Source organism: Acidobacteriota bacterium, assembly GCA_016208495.1.
In the GTDB taxonomy this organism is placed as follows: domain Bacteria; phylum Acidobacteriota; class Blastocatellia; order Chloracidobacteriales; family Chloracidobacteriaceae; genus JACQXX01.
On the sequence record JACQXX010000093.1, the window covers coordinates 25,412 to 44,834 of the forward strand.

Annotated in this window: 8 protein-coding genes; 6 read left to right on the forward strand and 2 right to left on the reverse strand. The window is 51.2% G+C overall.

The genetic code is table 11. The annotated features are described in order from the left end of the window. Positions 1 to 216: 216 nt before the first annotated feature. The 4 genes from HY774_19365 to HY774_19380 all read left to right on the forward strand — a co-directional run bounded on the left by HY774_19365 (position 217) and on the right by HY774_19380 (position 4,213). A complete protein-coding gene (locus HY774_19365) occupies positions 217 to 1,230 on the forward strand; it encodes a CAP domain-containing protein (GenBank protein ID MBI4750650.1) in 1,014 nt (337 codons plus the stop codon). A 159-nt stretch (positions 1,231 to 1,389) separates the two neighbouring features. Next, positions 1,390 to 2,361, forward strand: a complete 972-nt coding sequence (locus HY774_19370) for an ankyrin repeat domain-containing protein (protein ID MBI4750651.1) — start codon at positions 1,390 to 1,392, stop codon at positions 2,359 to 2,361. Positions 2,362 to 2,396: 35 nt separating this feature from the next. Beyond that, a complete protein-coding gene (locus HY774_19375; GenBank protein ID MBI4750652.1) occupies positions 2,397 to 3,368 on the forward strand; it encodes a hypothetical protein in 972 nt (323 codons plus the stop codon). A gap of 464 nt (positions 3,369 to 3,832) precedes the next feature. Then, complete coding sequence (locus HY774_19380) at positions 3,833 to 4,213, forward strand: hypothetical protein (GenBank protein MBI4750653.1); 381 nt, start codon at positions 3,833 to 3,835, stop codon at positions 4,211 to 4,213. Here the strand turns inward: HY774_19380 and HY774_19385 are convergent. Together HY774_19385 and HY774_19390 are read right to left on the reverse strand one after the other, a co-directional pair. After that, the gene (locus HY774_19385) at positions 4,199 to 6,223 is read right to left on the reverse strand and encodes a hypothetical protein (protein MBI4750654.1); all 2,025 of its coding nucleotides are present in this window, start codon (positions 6,221 to 6,223) and stop codon (positions 4,199 to 4,201) included. The genes HY774_19380 and HY774_19385 overlap by 15 nt on opposite strands. Before the next feature lie 373 nt (positions 6,224 to 6,596). Then, positions 6,597 to 9,269 carry a hypothetical protein gene (locus tag HY774_19390; GenBank protein ID MBI4750655.1) on the reverse strand — a complete coding sequence of 891 codons (2,673 nt, stop codon included), beginning with the start codon at positions 9,267 to 9,269 and terminating at the stop codon, positions 6,597 to 6,599. 415 nt (positions 9,270 to 9,684) lie between these two features. On the opposite strand from HY774_19390, the gene HY774_19395 reads away from it, so the two are divergent. After that, entirely contained in the window at positions 9,685 to 14,091 is a 4,407-nt protein-coding gene (locus HY774_19395) for a metallophosphoesterase (GenBank protein ID MBI4750656.1), read from the forward strand. A 646-nt stretch (positions 14,092 to 14,737) separates the two neighbouring features. Then, positions 14,738 to 19,390, forward strand: a complete 4,653-nt coding sequence (locus HY774_19400; GenBank protein MBI4750657.1) for a PD40 domain-containing protein — start codon at positions 14,738 to 14,740, stop codon at positions 19,388 to 19,390. Positions 19,391 to 19,423: the final 33 nt, after the last annotated feature.

A 19,423-nucleotide genomic window follows, 5' to 3' on the forward strand; every position in this document is an offset into this window, starting at 1 on the left:
AACCACTAATCACTAACCACTTTTTTCATTCTCAATTCTTCATTCGTTTTTTGATCCTCTCCGCAAAAAATACGAAGTTCTACGTAGGGGTTCTAAGTAGTCTTGCGAATGTTCACTTTCCGGTCTTTTGTCCATACTCCGTGCCGAACCAAAAAGGCAGAGTTGATACCCTCTGGCATTGAAATCCACTGACTTGTTATGGAGAGGACACCGAACATGACCCGACTTCAATTGAAACTCATGGCGCTCATCCTGTTTTTGCTGGGTTCGACCCTGGCGGCTCAAGCGCAAACCACGTACTGGCTCGCCAGCCGGGACGGCGACCAGTTGCGGTTTGAAGTACAGGTGCCTCCCGATGCGGTAAAGCTCATTTTGCACAAAGACAAAGCGCCAAAAGGGGGCGACGACACCACACCGCGCTATCGGACGTTTACCCACACCATTGACGGCAAAGCCATTCGTTTTCACAGCAATGAACTTGGATGGGAGACGCCGAAATTGCAGGAAGGGAGTTTTACCTGGGTTACCGGTTCCGGCATGGGGGCTGACTGGAAGGAATGTAACACCAAAGATGCACTCTGGCCGGACTTTGCCGATGCCTTGGCCAGTTTGGCGACCAGTGCCGAAGGTTGGAGTTCAGCGAAAGTGATCATTGCGGAAAGCAGCGGAACAGAAGCCCCCAGCGTTCGCCTCAATCTGGATGGTTCTGCTGGTACGCCTTCCGAAGAGAAAGTGGCGCTCTGGCGACTCGCCGACATGACCTCGAAAGATCATCTTTCATCCGAGGAACTTGAGGAAGCACGCGGGTTTATGCTGGCTGTTGCCAATGCTGGTCGCGCCAACCCAAACTACCGCCGGGAAATGGGCAGCAAAACAGCGCTCACTTTGCCCAAAAACTTGAAACCGCTGGAGTTAGACGAAAAATTGAATGAAGCGGCTCAACATCAGGCCGACTATTGCGCCAAAGTCAAAGAGCCAACCCACGATCAGGACGATCCGAAATATGCCACGCTCGGAGATCGGCTCAAAGTGTTCACCGGGAGTGAGATCGCCGGTGCCGAAGCGGCAGGTGCCGGAGGGCTCCAGGATTACCCAACCGGCTGGATGAAAAGCGAAACCCATTACCGCCCATTTTGGAATCTCGAAGGACCGATCACCCATGTCGGTTTTGGCATTGCCAAAGGCAGTGATGGAAACTGGTATATGGTGGCTGTGTTTGCCAACCAATAACCTGCCTCAATTCAACCACCGCCACGCGGCGAAAACCAGGACCAACCCATATTCGAAACCCTGAACCCTGAACCCTGAACCCTGAACCCTGAACCCTGAACCCTGAACCCTGAACCCTGAACCCTGAACCCTGCCAGCTTTGCACAAGACGATGAACAATTGAAGAAAGCCTTACTGGAGGCCGCGAAAGCCGGCAACGCTCCGAAAATTAAAGAATTACTTGATCAGGGCGCCTTTATGGCTGCACGGGATGAACAAACCGGGAAAACCGCATTACATCTCGCCGTCGCCAGCGGAAATGTGGATTCGATTAACCATATGCTCTATGCCTATCGGTCATTCACGGTTGACAAAGCTTCCTTTCAGCAAATGAAACCCGAAGACCGACAAGGCTGGATAAACGGTTTGAAGGATTTTGTATTGGATCGTGACGGAAATACCCCCCTGGCGGATGCCATGAAAAGTGGTAAATCCGAAGTGCTGCAACTGGTTCTTTCCGCAGGGTTTATGACGCCAGACCTCGTCAATCTTCCGAATAACGGTACCAATCCGGTGTTATTGGAAACGGTCAAGCAGGGGGATTTGAATATGGTGCGCCTGTTGATCGAGAACGGCGCGAATGTCAATGCGACTGACTCCCTGGGCGTGACGGCTTTAATGCATGCGGCGCAAATGGACCGGGTTGATCTGGCCAGTTTGCTGATTGAGAAAGGCGCAAACGTCAATGCGAAGAGCAAAAGCGGATGGCCGATTCTGGCCGGTATTGCCGAAAAAGGGCCGTCAACGGAAATGGTGCGGTTGCTGCTTGAGAAAGGAGCCAACGTCAACGAGGTCGCACCCCAGGGGGCAACGGCACTGCTTCAGAGTTTGCGGAGCAACCGACAAACGATGGCTGTCCTTCAACTTATGCTTGATAAAGGTGCCAATGTGAATGCAGCGGATATTGGCGGCACGACGCCTTTGCACCGGGCTGCTTTCCACGCCAATGGAGAAGAATTCGTTAAATTACTTCTGGACCGAAACGCCGATCCGAATCTGAAAAACAATGCTGGCCAAACGCCGCTGACGATTGCGATCAAATCTGGCAATACAAAATCGGCGGAATTGCTCAAAGCGCGGGGCGGGCAGTAAGCCGCCCGCAAAGAGGGGCTTCAAGGAGAGAATGTATGCACAAATTGAAAATCATGGTACTGCTGGGTGTGCTGCTGTTGATGGCGGCGTTGGCCGAACGTGTTTCAGCTCAGTCATTGGAAGGTGTGTGGGAAGGCCACGTCCTCAGTGTGAATCGGACTGGGAAAATCCCGGCCAATGCGGCCTTCGACTGGGGAAAAAACCGGTGGGGACTCACGTTACCGGCCAATTCCTGGGCGAGTTACGATGCCAAACTGGACATCTCGGGCACCTATCGCAACCTGACAGGGAATTATTCGGCGGATGATAAGAACAACCCCAAAAATTCCGGTCACTATGCCTTTACTGGTAACTTCAACTTCGACCAGAAGTTAATGGTCTGGCAACCCCAGCAAAAGATTGGTGGCCAGACTGATTATGCCAAAACAATTATTCGTTCGTTGACCTACAGCCACGAAGATGGTGACGAGTTCGAATATCTAAAAGGGCGGTGGGCGGCTCCGGACGGAGGCACCGGCATTATGGAGTTCCGTCGCAAATACAGCGGGACGCCTCTGAAAGATGACAACGTTGAATCGGACTTCGTTCTGGTTGAAACGGGCGACCATGTCTACACGATCAAAAAAGACGACTTCTACCTGGCGCTCAACGACGACAAATCGGGGATTCTTTCAAAGAAGGATGTCGGAGAAGAGGCTCGAAAATGGAAGTTTGAAGCCGCTCCGTCTCAATTCACCAAAGCCTTTCGCATCGTTCCCGTCGGGAAAGACGACCATTGCCTCAAGGCAGACGACAGTGATGATGGTTCAGTCAGTCTGGTTGAAAAGACCGACAATCCTGAAGGCGAACAGTACTGGAGGTTTGAACGAAGCGGCGGCGGAGTCATTCTGGTCAATGTCAAACTCGGTGGGCGAGGGATATATATTAATGATGAGGATTCCGGACAAACCATTCTGCGTTCACGCAACGAAGCGCAACACGCTGAATGGAAACTGGAAAAGGAGTAACACCAGGGTTCAGGGTTCAGGGTTCGGGGTTCAGGGTTCAGGAGTAACACCAGGGTTCAGGGTTCGGGGTTCAGGGTTCAGGGAAATACAATTGTTTCAATAGTTTGACCTTTTGCCCAACCGAGGTAATGATTTCAAGATGGTATAATCTGGAGTTCGAAAAACAAGGGCTGAAAGATTTCGGGCTGAAGAAAGCGGGCTTGGGGCTGAGGGTGAAAATCCCCGGCTTCTTGAACCCGAGATCTTCAGCCCGTTTTTTTAGCTCCGGGATACGGGTTTTAGACCCGCAGGGTCGTTGTGTAATAGCCGTGGTGTGCCAGCCCACGGTCTGATGCGAATTGAGAGTTGAAAAAATAAGCGGTTTTGAGCCCAGGAATTGGGCGGAAGAGTTAAAGCCTCGGGTGGAGCGCAGCGGAATCCGTGGAAAACAGAATCAGGCGCAACGGAAAACAGAATCCGTGGGGATGAAATCCTCCTCGCCCTGGTGTGCGTTGCCCGGTGATGGACGCCACGGATTCCATTCGCTGACGCTCATTCCACCCGAGGCTTTAAAAATGTCACCCGCTTCGCGGGTTCAAATCCGGACGGGAAGTGGTTGGCGAGCGGCGGGGACGACCAGAGGGCATAAGCGCCCGGATAAGGAAACAGAGCCCTTTCCGTTGGTATTGAATGACGTTCTTGTTGGGTTTGGGTCTCGTCCTGGCCGTGACCGTGGGCTTCGCACCACGGCTATTACACGACGACCCTGCGGGCCTGAAATCCTTATCCTGGCGCTTATGGGGTTGGATCTGGCAGCTATTCGAGTGAAAACTGACTTTTCCGCAACGGAGCTATTTAAGAGTTGACTGCAACCTGATAAGTGCTTTGTCTGGTATAGCTGATTCAGGATCGGCCTGTTTCTTTTGCTGGTAATAACGGATCAGGTGTTTCCGCATACCCAGTGCAACCAGTTTGGGCAGCTCTGTGAGACTGCGTGGGTCAAACTCTTCTTTTCGGGCCCACAACCGCAATGCTTCATCAAATGCCTTATGCTGGGCAGCCATCACAACCAGTTCAACGCAATCTTCAGAAAAATAAGGGTTTCTATCGCTCCGTGAACGGCCATAGATAAGGAATTCGGCTGATTTCCAATCGGCGATTTTGAGGTATGAATCCCACAGGAGTTTGGATACTTCCCAGGGATTTTCTGGTTTGCACGTGTGAACCACGGGTTTCAGCAATGAAATCGCTTGCTGGTACAGCTTGTTCTGAAAATAGGCTTGACCCAACAAATACTGTTTTTTTGGATCATTTTTGGCCAATCGCTCCAGCCGCGAGCAGATTTTCTTTCGCTGGTCTGGCTGTGCTTTTCGGATCTGGTTCCACATTTCATCTTGCTTCCCATACCAGGATGAGCCTGTGGCTAACGTTTTCCACATGCGTCCGTTGGGAAACACCCAATACTGATCTGGGTTCTTCAAGTACGGTTTTACCTGTTGATAGAGGAAAAAGGCATAGTCCGTATGATCAATCGGCGCCGTTTCAAATTCCTGAACCCAGCGGCTTATTCTTGGGTTGATATCAATATTCCATTTGGATTGAGCCGTTTTCAACCACTGGAAATAAAATTCGAGGATTTGGATTCGCTTTTGAGTTTCATAGAAATCTGGACGAAAAGGAAACCGGGCAATAGCCTGATCAATTGTTTCTTCAAAAAGTTTGAGTTCCTGACGTCCCAGATAATAGCTGGCACGGGAAATCCAGTATTCAGGTTTTTGTTGATGGGCTTCTTCATTTTCAAGGATTGATTGTTCAATGACCCGTGCTCCAGATATCCTCTGAACTGTGCCGGCAGAAAAAGCAAAATCACCCAGTGGAATTCCTTGCGGCTTGAGCCGGGCAACTTTCTCCATCAATGGTTGTGCTTTTTCGGGCTGACCTTCCTTGAGGTAGATTTCTGCCAGCCCATGGTTCACCTTTGCCCAAAATAAATGTTCCCAGTTGATGTCAGGCAGTTGGGCAGAGAACCATTTTTGTATCCACACTTCGTCGGCGGGGGTGAACGGACGGGTCAAGGCCAGTTCCAAAAAGTATTTCTGGATGATTGGGAAGGAGAGTCTGCCTTCCATCTGAGCCGCAAGCTCATAACAATCGGAGGCCAGTGCCGGGCGGCAAACACTGGTCATCCAGTCCAGAGATTCCTCACTGTGTGCAATATTCCAGTACTCAACATAACGACAGGCACGCTGTCCATCTTCGGGATGTTGTTCAACTTCAGCGCGGAGCTGAGCCAGGAACGGCCTGACGTCGCCATGGTGTCTCAGAAATATCAGGCGATAGATCAGCCAGCCTGGGTTCAGTTTGACCATCCTGGCCAACCAGGCGTCGGTTTCCTGAACAGAACTGGCTGTCCTGAGTAAATCTAAAAATTCAGTTGCCGGGATGCGACTGACAGGCACAGACCCTGGGTCGGATTCAATCAATTTTTTGACCAGTTGGAACTCGCCGAAATACATCAAATCATCAAAAAGGCCGCAAGTCAGCGATTCATCGCTGAGTTTGATGGACGGAGCTGCCTGGATGGCCTTTTCGATCCGGAAAAAGTGACCAGCCTGGGCATACACCCGTAATCGAAAAAGGAATTGGGCCGGAGTGTCTGAGGTGGGTGGTTCCGCTGCAATGTGATTTGCCAGCGTTGTCAAATCATACTTGAGAAGCCAGTGTCCAAGGTTGAGATCCTGTTTCCAGTTTATTTTTTGGTTGGTCGGTTGCGTCGTTGCGGATTGAGCTGTGAAAATTGGTTGGGCATGCGCCATAGTTCTGAGCATTAAAACAACGCTCAAGGCTGCAAACCATACCATCCAAAAGAATTTCATAACTTGACCTCATCAATGATGAACTAAAACCGGCTTCTGTGGTGTGCGGGAATGTGTCACCGCTTTTCTATTAAGAGCGACTTGTCGCTAGCTGACTTTTGTCTTGCCGCATAGTACAGCGATAAGTCGCTATCTGACAAAGCTGCAACAAGTTGCAGCACGCCAAAAGAAATATTTAAGTACCTTACCGAAAATTTCCAGGCATTTTAACCACGGAAACCACGGAAACCACCAAAAAAATCAAATACTTACCAAATCCAATGTCTCAGAAAACTTATGACAAGGTACTTATCTGAATGTTATAGGGACTGGGGGTGAAAATCCCTGGTTTCTTTTTCTGACGTGGGTACAAACAACCTTGTGTTTGTATCGGTCAGGACAACAGACGTACCGTTCCCATCGTCCCGTTGACTTCCACCATCTCGCCGTCGCGCAGTTTTGCCATTACCTGGTCAATCCCCACGACACATGGCTTTCCATACTCTCGCGCCACCACAGCTCCATGCTGGAGCGCTCCTCCAACCTCAAGCACAATCGCAGCCGCATTCACAAACAACGGTGTCCAGCCTGGGTCGGTGGTATAGGCAACCAGGATGTCACCTTTCTCCACGTGTTTCTCGTGAGGATTGTGGAGAACCTTGACCGGCCCGGTTACTACGCCAGTTGATACGGGCATCCCGGTCAGAAGGCCAGGTACGGGTTTGATGGGACGGGGGCGCAAAATCCGACCGCGCGAGTCAATTACTGGCGGGAATGACCGCACGTGGGTATCCAGTTTCCTTCGGAAGTTCATCCGCTGTTCGCGGAGTTTCCGCAGGTCGAGCGTGGCATCCCTGGCCGCTGCCCGCAGGTCGTCAAACGTCAAGTCAAAAATGTGCTCGGCGGCATCGAGCCGGTCTTCCTGCCTCAAGCGTCGGCCTTCGTTCAGCGCACGTTTGCGGATGGCGTAATTCAATAAAATGATCAGGTGCTTTGGCGTATCACGAGTTCCGGCAAACAGGGTATTGAGGCGAAAGATCCGACGCAGAAACGCCCGCCGCAGGGGCCCCGACCTGTGCAGCAACGCTTCGGTGGCGTGCTCTCGCTCTTTGATCTGATGGTTGTGGGTGGCTTCTGGATCAAACCCATCCGTGACAGCCATGAAGGACATTTGCCTGAGCGCAAGGTGTGGGTCATCGGCGTAGCGCGGGCTGGCCAGGTCCATTTCAAGCGGACCTCGCCAGCCGAATCGAGCCAGAAAGTCGTCCCAGGCATTCAGGAACTCCGGTGACAGGGCGCGGTGCTCAATCCGCTTGCTCAACCGGGTTAAATCTTCAAACTCAGATCGGTCCAGGAGGTGAGCCAGCCGATGTAGTGTCATCCCCATCTCGACGACTACGTTGCCTGTGACGCCGCGCCTGGTTTTTTCCATAAGTAGCTGGACTTCATCACTTTTTCCCCAGACGAACGGATCCGGTGAGATGAGTCCGACGATGAGTGCTGACATGAGCACATCAAACTTTTGTGCAATGCGAACCTCATATGTCCGACGGAAATCTTCGAGGGGAAGGTTGGTGTCGAGATTCGCACGCAATTCCGCTTCAAAGGCGCTGGTTGTTTCCTGGTACCGCTGGTAGGCACGCTCCGGAAAGAGAAGGGTGCTGAGTGTATGCCAAAAGAAGCCGCGCATATTCCAGAAGACACGGGGAATAACCCAGAGGTATCGGAACTTCAGCCAGGGGGGGCGGGTGAGGGCGCGGTACCGGGTGGCATCAACATTGGCCAGAATGTCCGCCATCAAGGTATCACTCGGAGCGCTGCTTTGCGCCAGCATTTTCGGGCTTGCAAACCACATCACATTTGAGAGGTTCATATACATTCGATTGCCCGCGAAGAGGTGCAGTGCCTCCGCTGGTGGAAGGTCGCGTGTCACCGGGCCAACCCAGGATTCGATGATCGCCGAAAACAGGTGATTGACCTCATCCAGCCCCAGTGGCGAGATGGGTTTGTTCGTGGTGATACCCTTTGACAACGCCGCATCCATATAAAGCCGCCGGCGTTCGCCCGGTTGCGTCATCATCTCGGGTGGGAGGGGCACGTAGGTGGTAATTGGGCGAGCCTGCAGGAGGTGGAGTTTCTCACTAGCGTATGCCCACTCGATGTCAACTGGCGCGTCGTAAAGTGTTTCGACCCGGCTCAGCAGGTCGGTCAATTCGTGGAGCTGGGCGGTGCTCAAGGTTCGTTCCGCCGAGCGATACTTTTCTCGGGCGAGGGTGCCACCTGTGGCGTCAAGCCAGACCGAGACCTGTTTGGAACCGTGTGACTCCACCACCACCTGGCGGGTTACTTTGTTCACGACGAAGTGGTCTGGGGTGGCCTGCCCCTCGACGACTGACGTTCCCAGTCCCCAGTTCGCGTCAATGACCGCTTCGTCATAGTCGTTGGTCAGTGGATTGAGTGAGAATCCGACACCAGCGATTTCACTGTCAATCTGCCGCTGCACAACGACCGCGATGGATGGTGACCACACATTGAAACCTTGCTGCTGTTTATAGATAAACACACGCGCATCCAGGCTTGATGTAAAGCAAGCACGGATGGCACGTTCCAGATCAGCCCGGCGCACTCCCAGTTGTGTTTCATACCCTCCAGCAAAGGAGGCTGAGGCCAGATCTTCCTCGGGTGAGGATGAACGCACCGCAAAGCGATCCTCGGGGTTGAGGTCCCCAAGGTCGCGGAGTAATGCGTCAAGTGCGGCGCGTTGTGTTTCCGTCAATGGAAGAATCAGGGCACGTTCCTTCAGTTCGTTACACAGCGAAGCCCACTCATCCGAAGGCGACTTACTCAGCTTGCCCCAGGTCGGGGACTTTTTGACTTCGTCAAACCACGGCACGAAGAACAGGGTGGTGAGGATCACGCCGGGTGGAACCGGTAAGCCTGCCTCGCTCATCGAGATCAGGGAGGCGGCCTTTCCTCCTACGTTACTGCGGGTGGTCTGCCCAGTACCGGGAAACCAAACAAGCAAGGGGTCGCCCACAAGATCTTGAGACCGTTTCAAGTTTTTCATTCTGGGAATCTCCTTTTCGGGGCGACTCTATCATCATTTGAACCAGCAGGTTCGTCTTTCGGCGCAGGTTAGAGCTTTTCAGAAAAAGATTCCTTCTGTAAATTTTTCCGTGATGAGTTCCTGCAAAACAGGTTGGAAATTCAGGGGGTTCGGTTTGAATTTCCAAACCGTCTCTACAGAATCCAGTACAAAAGAATTTATAGAAAGCATTTTTGCAGTGAATGCCTCGGATGAGAAGACTGTCAAATGATTCAATCAAATGAGCTTAGCGAACCATTGACCACTGACGACTGACGACTGACTACCTTTAACAATTGTTTGACAAATGGCTCATTCGAAAGGATTATTCCACATCGCACTGCCGTACACTGTTGCTGTGAATCACTCCCAACCTACTCCACAGAGGAAACAGTTTATGTCTGATGAAATGATGCCAAATGATGATGCACAAACACTGCATGTGGTCCAGGTACTGGGCCGGAAATCGCATACCATCAACAGCCTTGCCTGGTCACCGGATGGCAAAACCATTGCGACGGCAGGAAATGATTGCACCATCTGGCTTTGGGATGTAATGACGGGAAATATGAAGCAGATTTTGGAAGGGCATATGGATTGGGTAATGAGTGTGAGTTGGTCGCCGGATGGGAAATGGTTGGCGAGCGGTGGGAACGACGGGAAGGTGAAGGTATGGGAGGTGGAGAATGGGCAGGTGAGGCACGAGTTGGAAGGACACAGTGGGAGTGTATGGAGTGTGAGCTGGTCGTCGGAGGGGAAGTGGTTAGCGAGCGGTGGGTCTGACGGGAAGGTGAGGGTATGGGAGGTGGAGACGGGGAAGGAGAGGCAGGCGCTGGAAGGTCACACGGCGAGTGTGTGGAGCGTGGGTTGGTCACCGGACGGGAAGTGGTTGGCAAGTGGCGGGGACGATGGGAAAGTGAAAGTGTGGGAAGTGATGACCGGGAAGATCAGACAAGATCTCGAAGAATATACGAGAAGTGTGTTAACCGTGAGTTGGTCGTTAGATGGGCAGATGGTAGCAAGTGGCACAGTGGATGGAAAGCTGAAGGTGTCAGAAGTGATGACAGGGAAAATGAAGCAAAATCTGGGAGGGCATTTAGGGAGTGTGTGGAGCGTGAGTTGGTCGCCCGATGGTAAGTGCCTGGCGAGTAGCGGGGATGATCAGAAGGTGCGGGTGTGGGAAGTGGCGACAGGTAAGATGAGACAAGAGTTGGGAGAGCACACAAGTTGGGTGAGGAGCGTGAGTTGGTCACCAGACGGAAAGCGTCTAGCAAGCGGAGAGTTTGACCAAAAGGTGAAGGTGTGGGAAGTGGCAACCTGGAAGGTAAAGCAGGAAATGAAAGGACATACGGATTGGATGGAGAATGTGAGCTGGTCCCCGGATGGTGAGTGGCTAGCAAGTAGTGGGGGAGATCAGAAAGTAAGGGTGTGGGAGGTAGCGACAGGTAAAGTAAAGAAGGAGTTAGATGGACATAAAGATTGGATGAGAAGCGTGAGTTGGTCTCCAGATGGTGAGTGGTTGGTGACGGGTGGTTTCGACCAAAAGCTGAGGATATGGGAAGCGGCGACAGGGCAAATAAAGCAAGAGCTAGAAGGACATAGGGATTGGGCAAGGAGTGTGAACTGGTCTCCAAATGGGAAGTGGTTGGTGAGCGGAGCAGGCAATGGGGAAGTGAGGGTATGGGAGGTGGCGACAGGTAAAGTGAAACAAGAGCTAGATCGGTATCCGGGGAGTGTATTGAGCCTAAGCTGGTCGCCAGATGGGGAGTGGCTAGCAGGTGGTGGGGCCGGTGGGAAGGTATGGGTGTGGGAAGTGGCAACAGGTAAGGTGAGGTGGACGCTGGAAGGATTCACGGACAATGTGTGGAACGTAAACTGGTCACCAGATGGGACAATATTAATATTTGCACCGTTTAGAGGAGATGTGATTATCTGGAATTTAGGATCGGAAAAGTTAAGTTCAAGTATTATTGCTCGTTACCCACTAGATAAACCTAAATATCACAGTGCAGGGGTTTTCTTTTTTCAAGGTCCAGATCGCCAGGTTTCACCAGTATTTGATTCTGAAGCCGGTATCATCCGACACTGGAAATTTGACCCAAAGAGTTTGCCACTTCAGGCACAAGCGACGAAAACGGTGGTTTCAACAACGGCTAAAGTGGTTTTGGTTGGTGAAAGCCGCGTTGGAAAATCGTGTCTGGCACTCCAAATGGCGGAAAAGCGCTATGAAGAGCAGGATACAACCCATGGCATGAAAATCTGGTCGTTGAAACCAGAGGACCTTTGCTCAGAGCAGGTGACTCCAGTAGATGAAAACCGCGAAATTGTGCTTTGGGATTTGGGCGGGCAGGATGAATATCGGCTGGTACATCAACTCTTTTTGCACGACACGTCGCTGGCACTGGTGTTGCTTGATCCAATCCGAGGTCGTGACGCCTTTGAAGAAGTTGAAGCCTGGAATGTTCGGCTCAAGAAACAACTCAAAGGCCGATCAGCAACCAAATTTCTGGTTGGAACAAAACTGGACGAGCCAGGAACGGCCATTGACCGGCCAGGACTCAATCAGTTGATGCACAACGGCGGGTTTGTTGAGTTTTATGAAACCAGTGCCAAAAATGGGCGTGGCGTGCCGGAACTTTGCAAAGCTCTTTCAGAAATAATTGATTGGAAAGCGTTTACCAGAGTCAGTCGGACAGTGCTTTTCCAGACCATCAGGGATGAGATCCAAAATCACCAGCAACAGGGTGAAGTCGTTTTGCTCTATTCCGACCTGGAAAAACGCATCCAGGCAAAGAATCTGGAAACGTTTACACCGGCTGCCGTCAATGCTGTTGTTGAGCAAATGGCTGCCCAGGGACTGATTGTTGATACCCGGATGGTAGGCGGAGCACGGGTACTGGTGTTACAAATTGACGTAGTTGAGCGCTACGCCGGGTCATTGATTTTTGCGGCTCGAAATAACCCGCGTGGGCTCCCAGCACTGGAAATTCAGCAGGTGGCTTTGGGAAAAATGAATTTCCCTCGTTTGAAAGAAAGCGAGCGGTTAAATCCTGTCCAGGAACTGACGATAGTGAATTGCGTGGTGGAACTCTTGATTGAGCATGGTATCTGCCTGCAACACGAAGGGTTATTGATTTTCCCAGCGCTTTTCCCATCGGTGAAAGCTGGCGATGGAGAAGAATCTCCACATTCACCCTCGCTGAAATATGGCTTCACTGGGGCGATAGGTAATATTTATTCAGCACTGATCGCCAGGCTGGAATATAGCGACCGTTTTGGCCGGATTCGTCTCTGGGAAGACCGGGCTGAATTTGAAAAGCCTGGCTCTGGTGTGTGTGGGGTGCAAAAAGTGGTTCACAAGAGCGGGCGTGCCTGCCTGGATTTATTTTTCAGCGAGCAAACACCAACGGAAATTCGTGATTTGTTTACTGTTTTTGTAGAAGATCATATCCGGCGTGAAGGGGTGGAAATCACTGAGGTTCAAGAGATTATCTGTTCGTGTGGTTATCGCTTTGACCAGGATACAGTTCAGGAATATGTTGACGCCGACGAAATTGAGATCGTTTGTTTGCGTCCAAAATGCCGAAAACCAAACCGAATTGGCCAGCGAGCGTCCAAAATTCGCGATACTTCGCCAGGGATTGAAAAAGAACTCAGTGCGATCAAAACCACCATTGAAAAAAGGAGCAAAGCCGAAGTGGCAACCTATATGCAAACTTCAAACCGGGCCCAAATTGAAAAAGAAAAACAATCATCAGAAAACCCTATCCGGATTTTGCATTTGAGCGACATCCACGTAAATCCCGACACCGATCCACTTTCCAGATTGCAGCCGTTGATGAGTGATTTGCGGGATAAAGACGAAGGCTTGGGCACTGAGCAGCTTGATTATCTGGTGATTTCAGGTGATTTAACCGACAAAGCGCAGCCCGAAGAGTTTGAAAAAGTGCATGAGTTCCTTTCACGCCTGATCGAACAATTTCAACTTTCAGCCGAACGGTGCATCATTGTGCCCGGCAATCACGATTTGAGCTGGTTTTCTGGATGCTATGAATGGAAAGACAGGCGTGTGGTAAATGTAAAAGCCTTAAAACCTGGAAGTTACAAAGAACAAAGCGACGGGTATCTGGTTCGCGTCAATGATAAATACCCACACCGGTTTGAAAACTTCGGCAAGTTTTACCATCAACTGGTGCAAAAGCCATATCCAACCGACGCCACCAAACAAGGTCTGTCATTCCTTTTCGAAGAACACGGCCTTCAATTCCTGGCGCTCAATTCAGCTTCTGAAATAGACGAGTATTTCCCAGAGCGGTCAAGCATCAACGAAGGCGCACTTTCCAAAGGATTAGCTGACGCTGACAATCAGATCAAACAGGCCAAAAAAGAAAACCGGCTTGCGCACGATGCTGAAATTTTACGGATTGCGGTCTGGCATCACCCGGTGACGACCGACAAGGAACCGACCATGGACGCCGCTTTTCTGGAGCGACTTCAGAAGGAAAAATTCAAACTGTGCCTGCACGGGCACGTTCACGAAGACTGTGCTGACCTAGTTAGGTATTTGCATCCTACGCGACAGCTTCACATTGCCGGGGCTGGTTCATTTGGAGCGGCCAAAGACCAGCGACCTGAATCAATGCCCCGGTTGTACAATCTGATTGAAATAGAACGTGACCATAGTTTGATTCGCATCCACACGCGCTGTATGAAAAAGAACCTGAGTGCGTGGGAAGGCTGGGCCGTCTGGCCAAGCGACAAACCGCATGAAAAGCGGTCGTATTACGAGATTCGTTTAAAGTAACTCTATTGTGGAAAGGTCGGTTTCCGCTCGCAGGGCGGTGGAAAGTAGCCGGAGGGCAGCCTGCTTTGAGGCGCACCCTCCGGAATGCAAGCCAAGACAGAGGAAGTTCGCGGCAATCGGAGGTTGTACGGGTGAAGTTCCGTGACCTGGTCGCGTTCGTTTCTCTCTGTCGCCAGCTTCGCTGGCTGGGAGGTTGCGGCTTCAATTCCCCCGGTTGCACTGGGGACTACTGTCTGGCACCTGCTTTGCGGGCTGACACTAAATTTCCAGCGTGTTCCAAAGAAACCCATCCTGGAAAAACTTACAGAAGGAAAAATTTTCGAGCACGATGACATGGTTTGATGTGATTTCCTGCTTAAGGTCATGAAGGCAGTTCAAAACTCCTTCACGATTTTCAAAAGGAGATAGAGTTTTTCAGAAAAAGAAACCTTGCCGGAAATAGTTATCTAAACGACCTGAACTAAAGTTGATACACCACACACAGGACAGGTGTGCTTTCTGTTTGTAAGACTATAAATTGCTGAAATTGCTGAGCTTAGTGATTTTAAAAGCTTGAATTATTTACAAATGATGTATTCGTCAAACACAGATGGTGCCTCACCACAAGGAAAGCTGTGAGGACGTGGCGATTGAATGAGAGGATTTTATGTCAGAGAAAAAAAACCGAATCCAAATCACCCGAACCGGGTTAACCCTGGGAATTACCCTGCTGCTTGGCTGGCTGGCCTGGATCAGTTCACCAGTTTCCCGATTAGAAACCAGGCCGACGCCTGCCAGACGTGGAATCCAAACAGGAACGTCGGTGAAATCCAGGCCAGGTCAGGCCCAGACTACTCAGGGATTGACTTCTGAGACCCGAGGGAAATTTACCCCCAATGCCACGGTATCGGTTGAAGCCGTATCACTGGCCGTGCCGCCATTCCTTGATACCGTCAGTGGAAGGCATCTTCTACAGAAGAACGCGATGAGTTTTGATGGGCGATTTATCGTTTATAAGAGCGATTCTCCCAATCTGGTGGTGGGCCAGATTGATTCCAATTCTACCACTGATATCTTCGTTTTTGATCGGCAGACTGGAATTGCCGAACTTGTCAGTCGGGTTGCCGGGACGACCGCAACCGCAGGGAGTAGCATTTCAGATACTCCGGTCATCAGTGCCAACGGGCGATACGTTGCCTATCAGAGCTTTGCCACCAATTTGGTGACGGGTCAGACTGATACAAATTCTCAGGTCGATATCTTTGTATTTGATCGGCAAACGGGCATCACCGAACTGGTCAGCCGGGCTGCCGGGACGACCACGACGACTGGAAACAGTGATTCCCAGTCCCCAGTGATCAGCGATGATGGGCGCTACATTCTCTTTGTGAGCCGTGCCACGAACCTGGTACCGGGTCAAGCCGATACCAATGGGGTTACCGATGTTTTTATCTTTGATCGGCAGACGGGCACCACGGAACTGGTGAGTCGAGTTGCTGGAACAAACACAACCGCTGCAAATAATGAATCAGTTTTCCCGGTCATGAGTGTTGATGGAAGGTACATTGCATTTCAAAGCCGTGCAACGAACGTGGTTCCAGGTCAAACTGATACAAATAATAACAGTGATATCTTTGTAATTGATCGCCAGACGGGAATCACTCAGATTGTGAGCCACGCCGACGGGGCGGGAACTACGACCGGCAATGGTGTGTCAAATTTTCCGGTGATAAATGCCAATGGCAGATACATTGTGTTTGGAAGTACGGCGACCAACCTGGTGACAGGCCAAAGTGATGTTAATGCCGCGACCGATATCTTTGTTTTTGATCAGCTCTCGGGGACGATCACACTGGTGAGTCGAGCTGCCGGGACGACGGCCACGACGGCCAATAATCAGTCAGGCTCAGCCATTGATATCAATGCGGACGGGAGGATCATTGTCTTTCAAAGTGTTGCAACCAATCTGGTAACTGGCCAAACGGATAGCGCCAATATCGTTGATGTTTTTGTTTTTGATCGGCAGGCAGGAACGACCGAACTGGTGAGCCGGGCGGCTGGGACAACCACCACTGCCGGGGATGGTCATTCGTTAAGGCCGCTTGTAGATTCCAGCGGGAGATACATTGTGTTTGAAAGCCTTGCGACCAACCTCATTACAGGTCAAACAGAGGCAAACAATGGAGAGGATGTCTTTGTTTTTGATCGGCTGATGGGAATCACCCGGTTGGTGAGTCGGGCTGCGGGAACAAGTGCCACAACGGGAAACCAGATTTCATTCTTACCCGTGATCAGCCGGGATGCAAACTCGATTGTCTTTGTGAGCGAAGCCAACGATCTGGTTTCTGGAATTGTTGATGTGCCAAGGCAGGATATCTTTATTTATGACCAAATTGGGGAAACAAATAGTGTGGTGACACAGCATGCGCCAGGTTCCCCCAGTTTGACTGGATCTGATAGTAGTGCCTTAACAACTTTGAACTCAATCAGTCCCGATGGTCGGTACCTGGTGTTTGTCAGTACTGCCGTCAATTTGGTGTCAGGGCAGATTGATACGCTCAATACTTTTGATATTTTTGTGTTTGACCGTCAGACAGGAGCTACTGAACTGGTCAGTCGGGTGGCTGGAACCAGCACCATGGCGGGGAACGGAAATTCAAATTTGCCAGTGATCAGTGCCGATGGGAGATATATTACATTTAACAGTGACGCCTCCAATCTGGTGTCAGGGCAGCTTGATACCAATAACGGTGCAGATGTTTTTGTCTTTGATCGTCAGACGGGAACCACTGAGCTGGTTAGCCGAGCCGTTGGAACAAACTTCACGACTGGAAATTCACCTTCAGTTACCCCAACTATGAGTGCCGATGGCCGATATATTGCGTTCCAAAGTGATGCTACCAACTTAGTATCGGGTCAGCTTGATACCAATAACGGCGCAGATGTTTTTGTCTTTGATCGCCAGACAGGAACCAGCGAGATTGTCAGCCGGGCTGCCGGGACGAGCACTACAACTGGGAATAGAGCGTCTATTTTCCCAGTGATGAGTGCCGATGGAGGGTATATTGCGCTTACCAGTTTTGCAACCAATCTGGTCCCCGGGCAGAGTGATACCAACAATGATACGGATGTTTTTGTCTTTGATCGCCAGACGGGAACCACTGACCTGGTTAGTCATGCTGCCGGGCAGAGCGTGGCAACTGGGAATATGGTGTCAGCCTCCCCGGTGATCAATGCTGATGGGCGATATGTTGTGTTTACCAGCAATGCCACCAATCTGGTCCCTGGCCAGAGTGATGCCAACAACGCCATCGATGTTTTTGTCTTTGATCGTCAAGGGGGAACTACGGAACTGGTCAGCCGGGCGGCTGGGTTAACCGCGACAACTGGAAATGCCAGTTCGTCAAGTGCTGTGATCAGTTCCGATGGGGGATCCATTGCCTTTCAAAGCGTTGCCACCAATCTGGTCCCCGGCCAGAATGATACCAATTCCACCTTTGATATCTTTGTCTTGAATCGCCAAACAGGAATCACTGAACTGATCAGTCGGACTCCTGGAATGAGCACCCAGGTTGGAAACGGATCGTCTATGTCGCCAACCCTGAATGCCAATGGGACTTTTGTGGCGTTTGTAAGCTTTGCGACTAATCTGGTACCAGGGCAAACCGATGCTCCCTCCACCTCTGATATCTTTGTGTTTGATCGAACAAACCAGGAGATGGTGCTGCTCAGTGGGGCGGGAGGATCACCAACAATAGCTGGAAATTCAAGTTCTCAGTCTGCCGTGATCAATGCCAGTGGACAATATATTGGGTTTAGCAGCTCATCGAGTAATCTGATTGCGGGAGATTACAATCTGAGTTTAGATGTATTTCTAGCCGAATTTTGCCCAACCGTTACCGCAACTGTAGGCGGTAGTGGGCCGATCTGTACGGGAAGCTCAACCACTGTGACCGCCACGATTCTGGGTGGCACCCCACCCTATACGGTGACTTTGACCAGTGGTGGCGGCACTCAAACCGGAAACAGCCCATTGATTTTTCCGGTGGCACCTGACGCCACCACCACCTATGCCATCCAGTCAGGAACCGATGCCAGCGGATGTCCGATCACGGGCAATGGAAGTGTTCAGGTGATGGTTGTGCTGCCTCCGACCGTCACTGCCGGATCCGATCAAACCGTCTGTACCAGCAGTTTGCCCGCGACCCTGGCTGGATCAATCGGCGGAAGCGCGACGATGGGAACCTGGAGCGGTGGCGGTGGAACATTTAATCCTGGGCCGACCGCACTCAATGCCCGTTACATGCCATCCGCCAGTGAAATCGCCGCTGGAATAGTGACCTTGACCTTGACCACGAATGACCCAGGCGGGGTTTGTTCGCCAGTTTCAGATACCGTGACCATCTTCATTTTGAATTGTGCGGAAACCGGCCAGTTACTGGTGGCCGATACCGCAAATAACCGGATTCAACGTTTTGATGGAACCACCTGGAGTCTGATTGGTTCAGGGGTTGTTGGTTCTGGAGCCGGCCAATTCCGCTTGCCAGAAGCGGTTACGTTTAATGGTGCCGGTCGAATCTATGTTGCAGACACCGGCAACAACCGCATTCAGTGGTCAACCGATGATGGAGCGACCTGGGCAAATTTTGCTACCGTTGGTTCTGCCTCAAATCAAGTTCGGTCGCCACAGGGAGTATGTCTGGATTCGGCTGGGAATCTTTATGTGTCGGATACCGGAAATGGGCGGGTCGTACGCTTTAACAGTGGAACTCCTGGAGCTGGCGTGGTGATTGCAAGTAATGGCGCCGCCAGCGGGCAGGTTGGAAGTCCGCACGGGCTGGTGATTAACAGCACGTTTCGGTTGTTTGTGACGGATGAAAGTAATAGTCGAATTCTGAGTATTGCCAGTGCCAACACCGTGACGACTTCGACCAGTGGCACCATCCTTGCCTCTCAGGGAACGGGTCTAAACAAAGTCAAAAATCCGCAAGGCATTACGATTGATGAGGCAGGAACCCTGTACATTGCCGACACGGGGAATTCGCGAATTTTGCGCTGGGTGAATGCCAATCCAAACAACAGTTCAGCGCTGGCGACGATTGGATCACTTCTCGGACAGGTCAATCGGGCCGAAGGCATTACGACCAAATTCTTTACTTCCGGACCGTTTGCCGGAAGCTGGATGCTCGTGGTCGGAGATAGCGCAAATAACCGGATCCAGGGGAAATTTATCCAGGCGGGAGGCTGGTCGCTGGTGGGTGCTCCAAATAATGTCGGCTCTGGCACCGGACAATTCCGAACACCATCAAAGATTCAGTAATCGTTCCCAGACCATTCTTTGTCTTTTTTGTCA

Bases quoted from the DNA above. Each gene is read 5' to 3' on its own strand.
- HY774_19365 (MBI4750650.1), top strand. From the start codon at position 217: ATGACCCGACTTCAATTGAAACTCATGGCGCTCATCCTGTTTTTGCTG.
- HY774_19375 (MBI4750652.1), top strand. From the start codon at position 2,397: ATGCACAAATTGAAAATCATGGTACTGCTGGGTGTGCTGCTGTTGATG.
- HY774_19380 (MBI4750653.1), top strand. From the start codon at position 3,833: ATGAAATCCTCCTCGCCCTGGTGTGCGTTGCCCGGTGATGGACGCCAC.
- HY774_19385 (MBI4750654.1), bottom strand. From the start codon at position 6,223: ATGAAATTCTTTTGGATGGTATGGTTTGCAGCCTTGAGCGTTGTTTTA.
- HY774_19390 (MBI4750655.1), bottom strand. From the start codon at position 9,269: ATGAAAAACTTGAAACGGTCTCAAGATCTTGTGGGCGACCCCTTGCTT.
- HY774_19395 (MBI4750656.1), top strand. From the start codon at position 9,685: ATGTCTGATGAAATGATGCCAAATGATGATGCACAAACACTGCATGTG.
- HY774_19400 (MBI4750657.1), top strand. From the start codon at position 14,738: ATGTCAGAGAAAAAAAACCGAATCCAAATCACCCGAACCGGGTTAACC.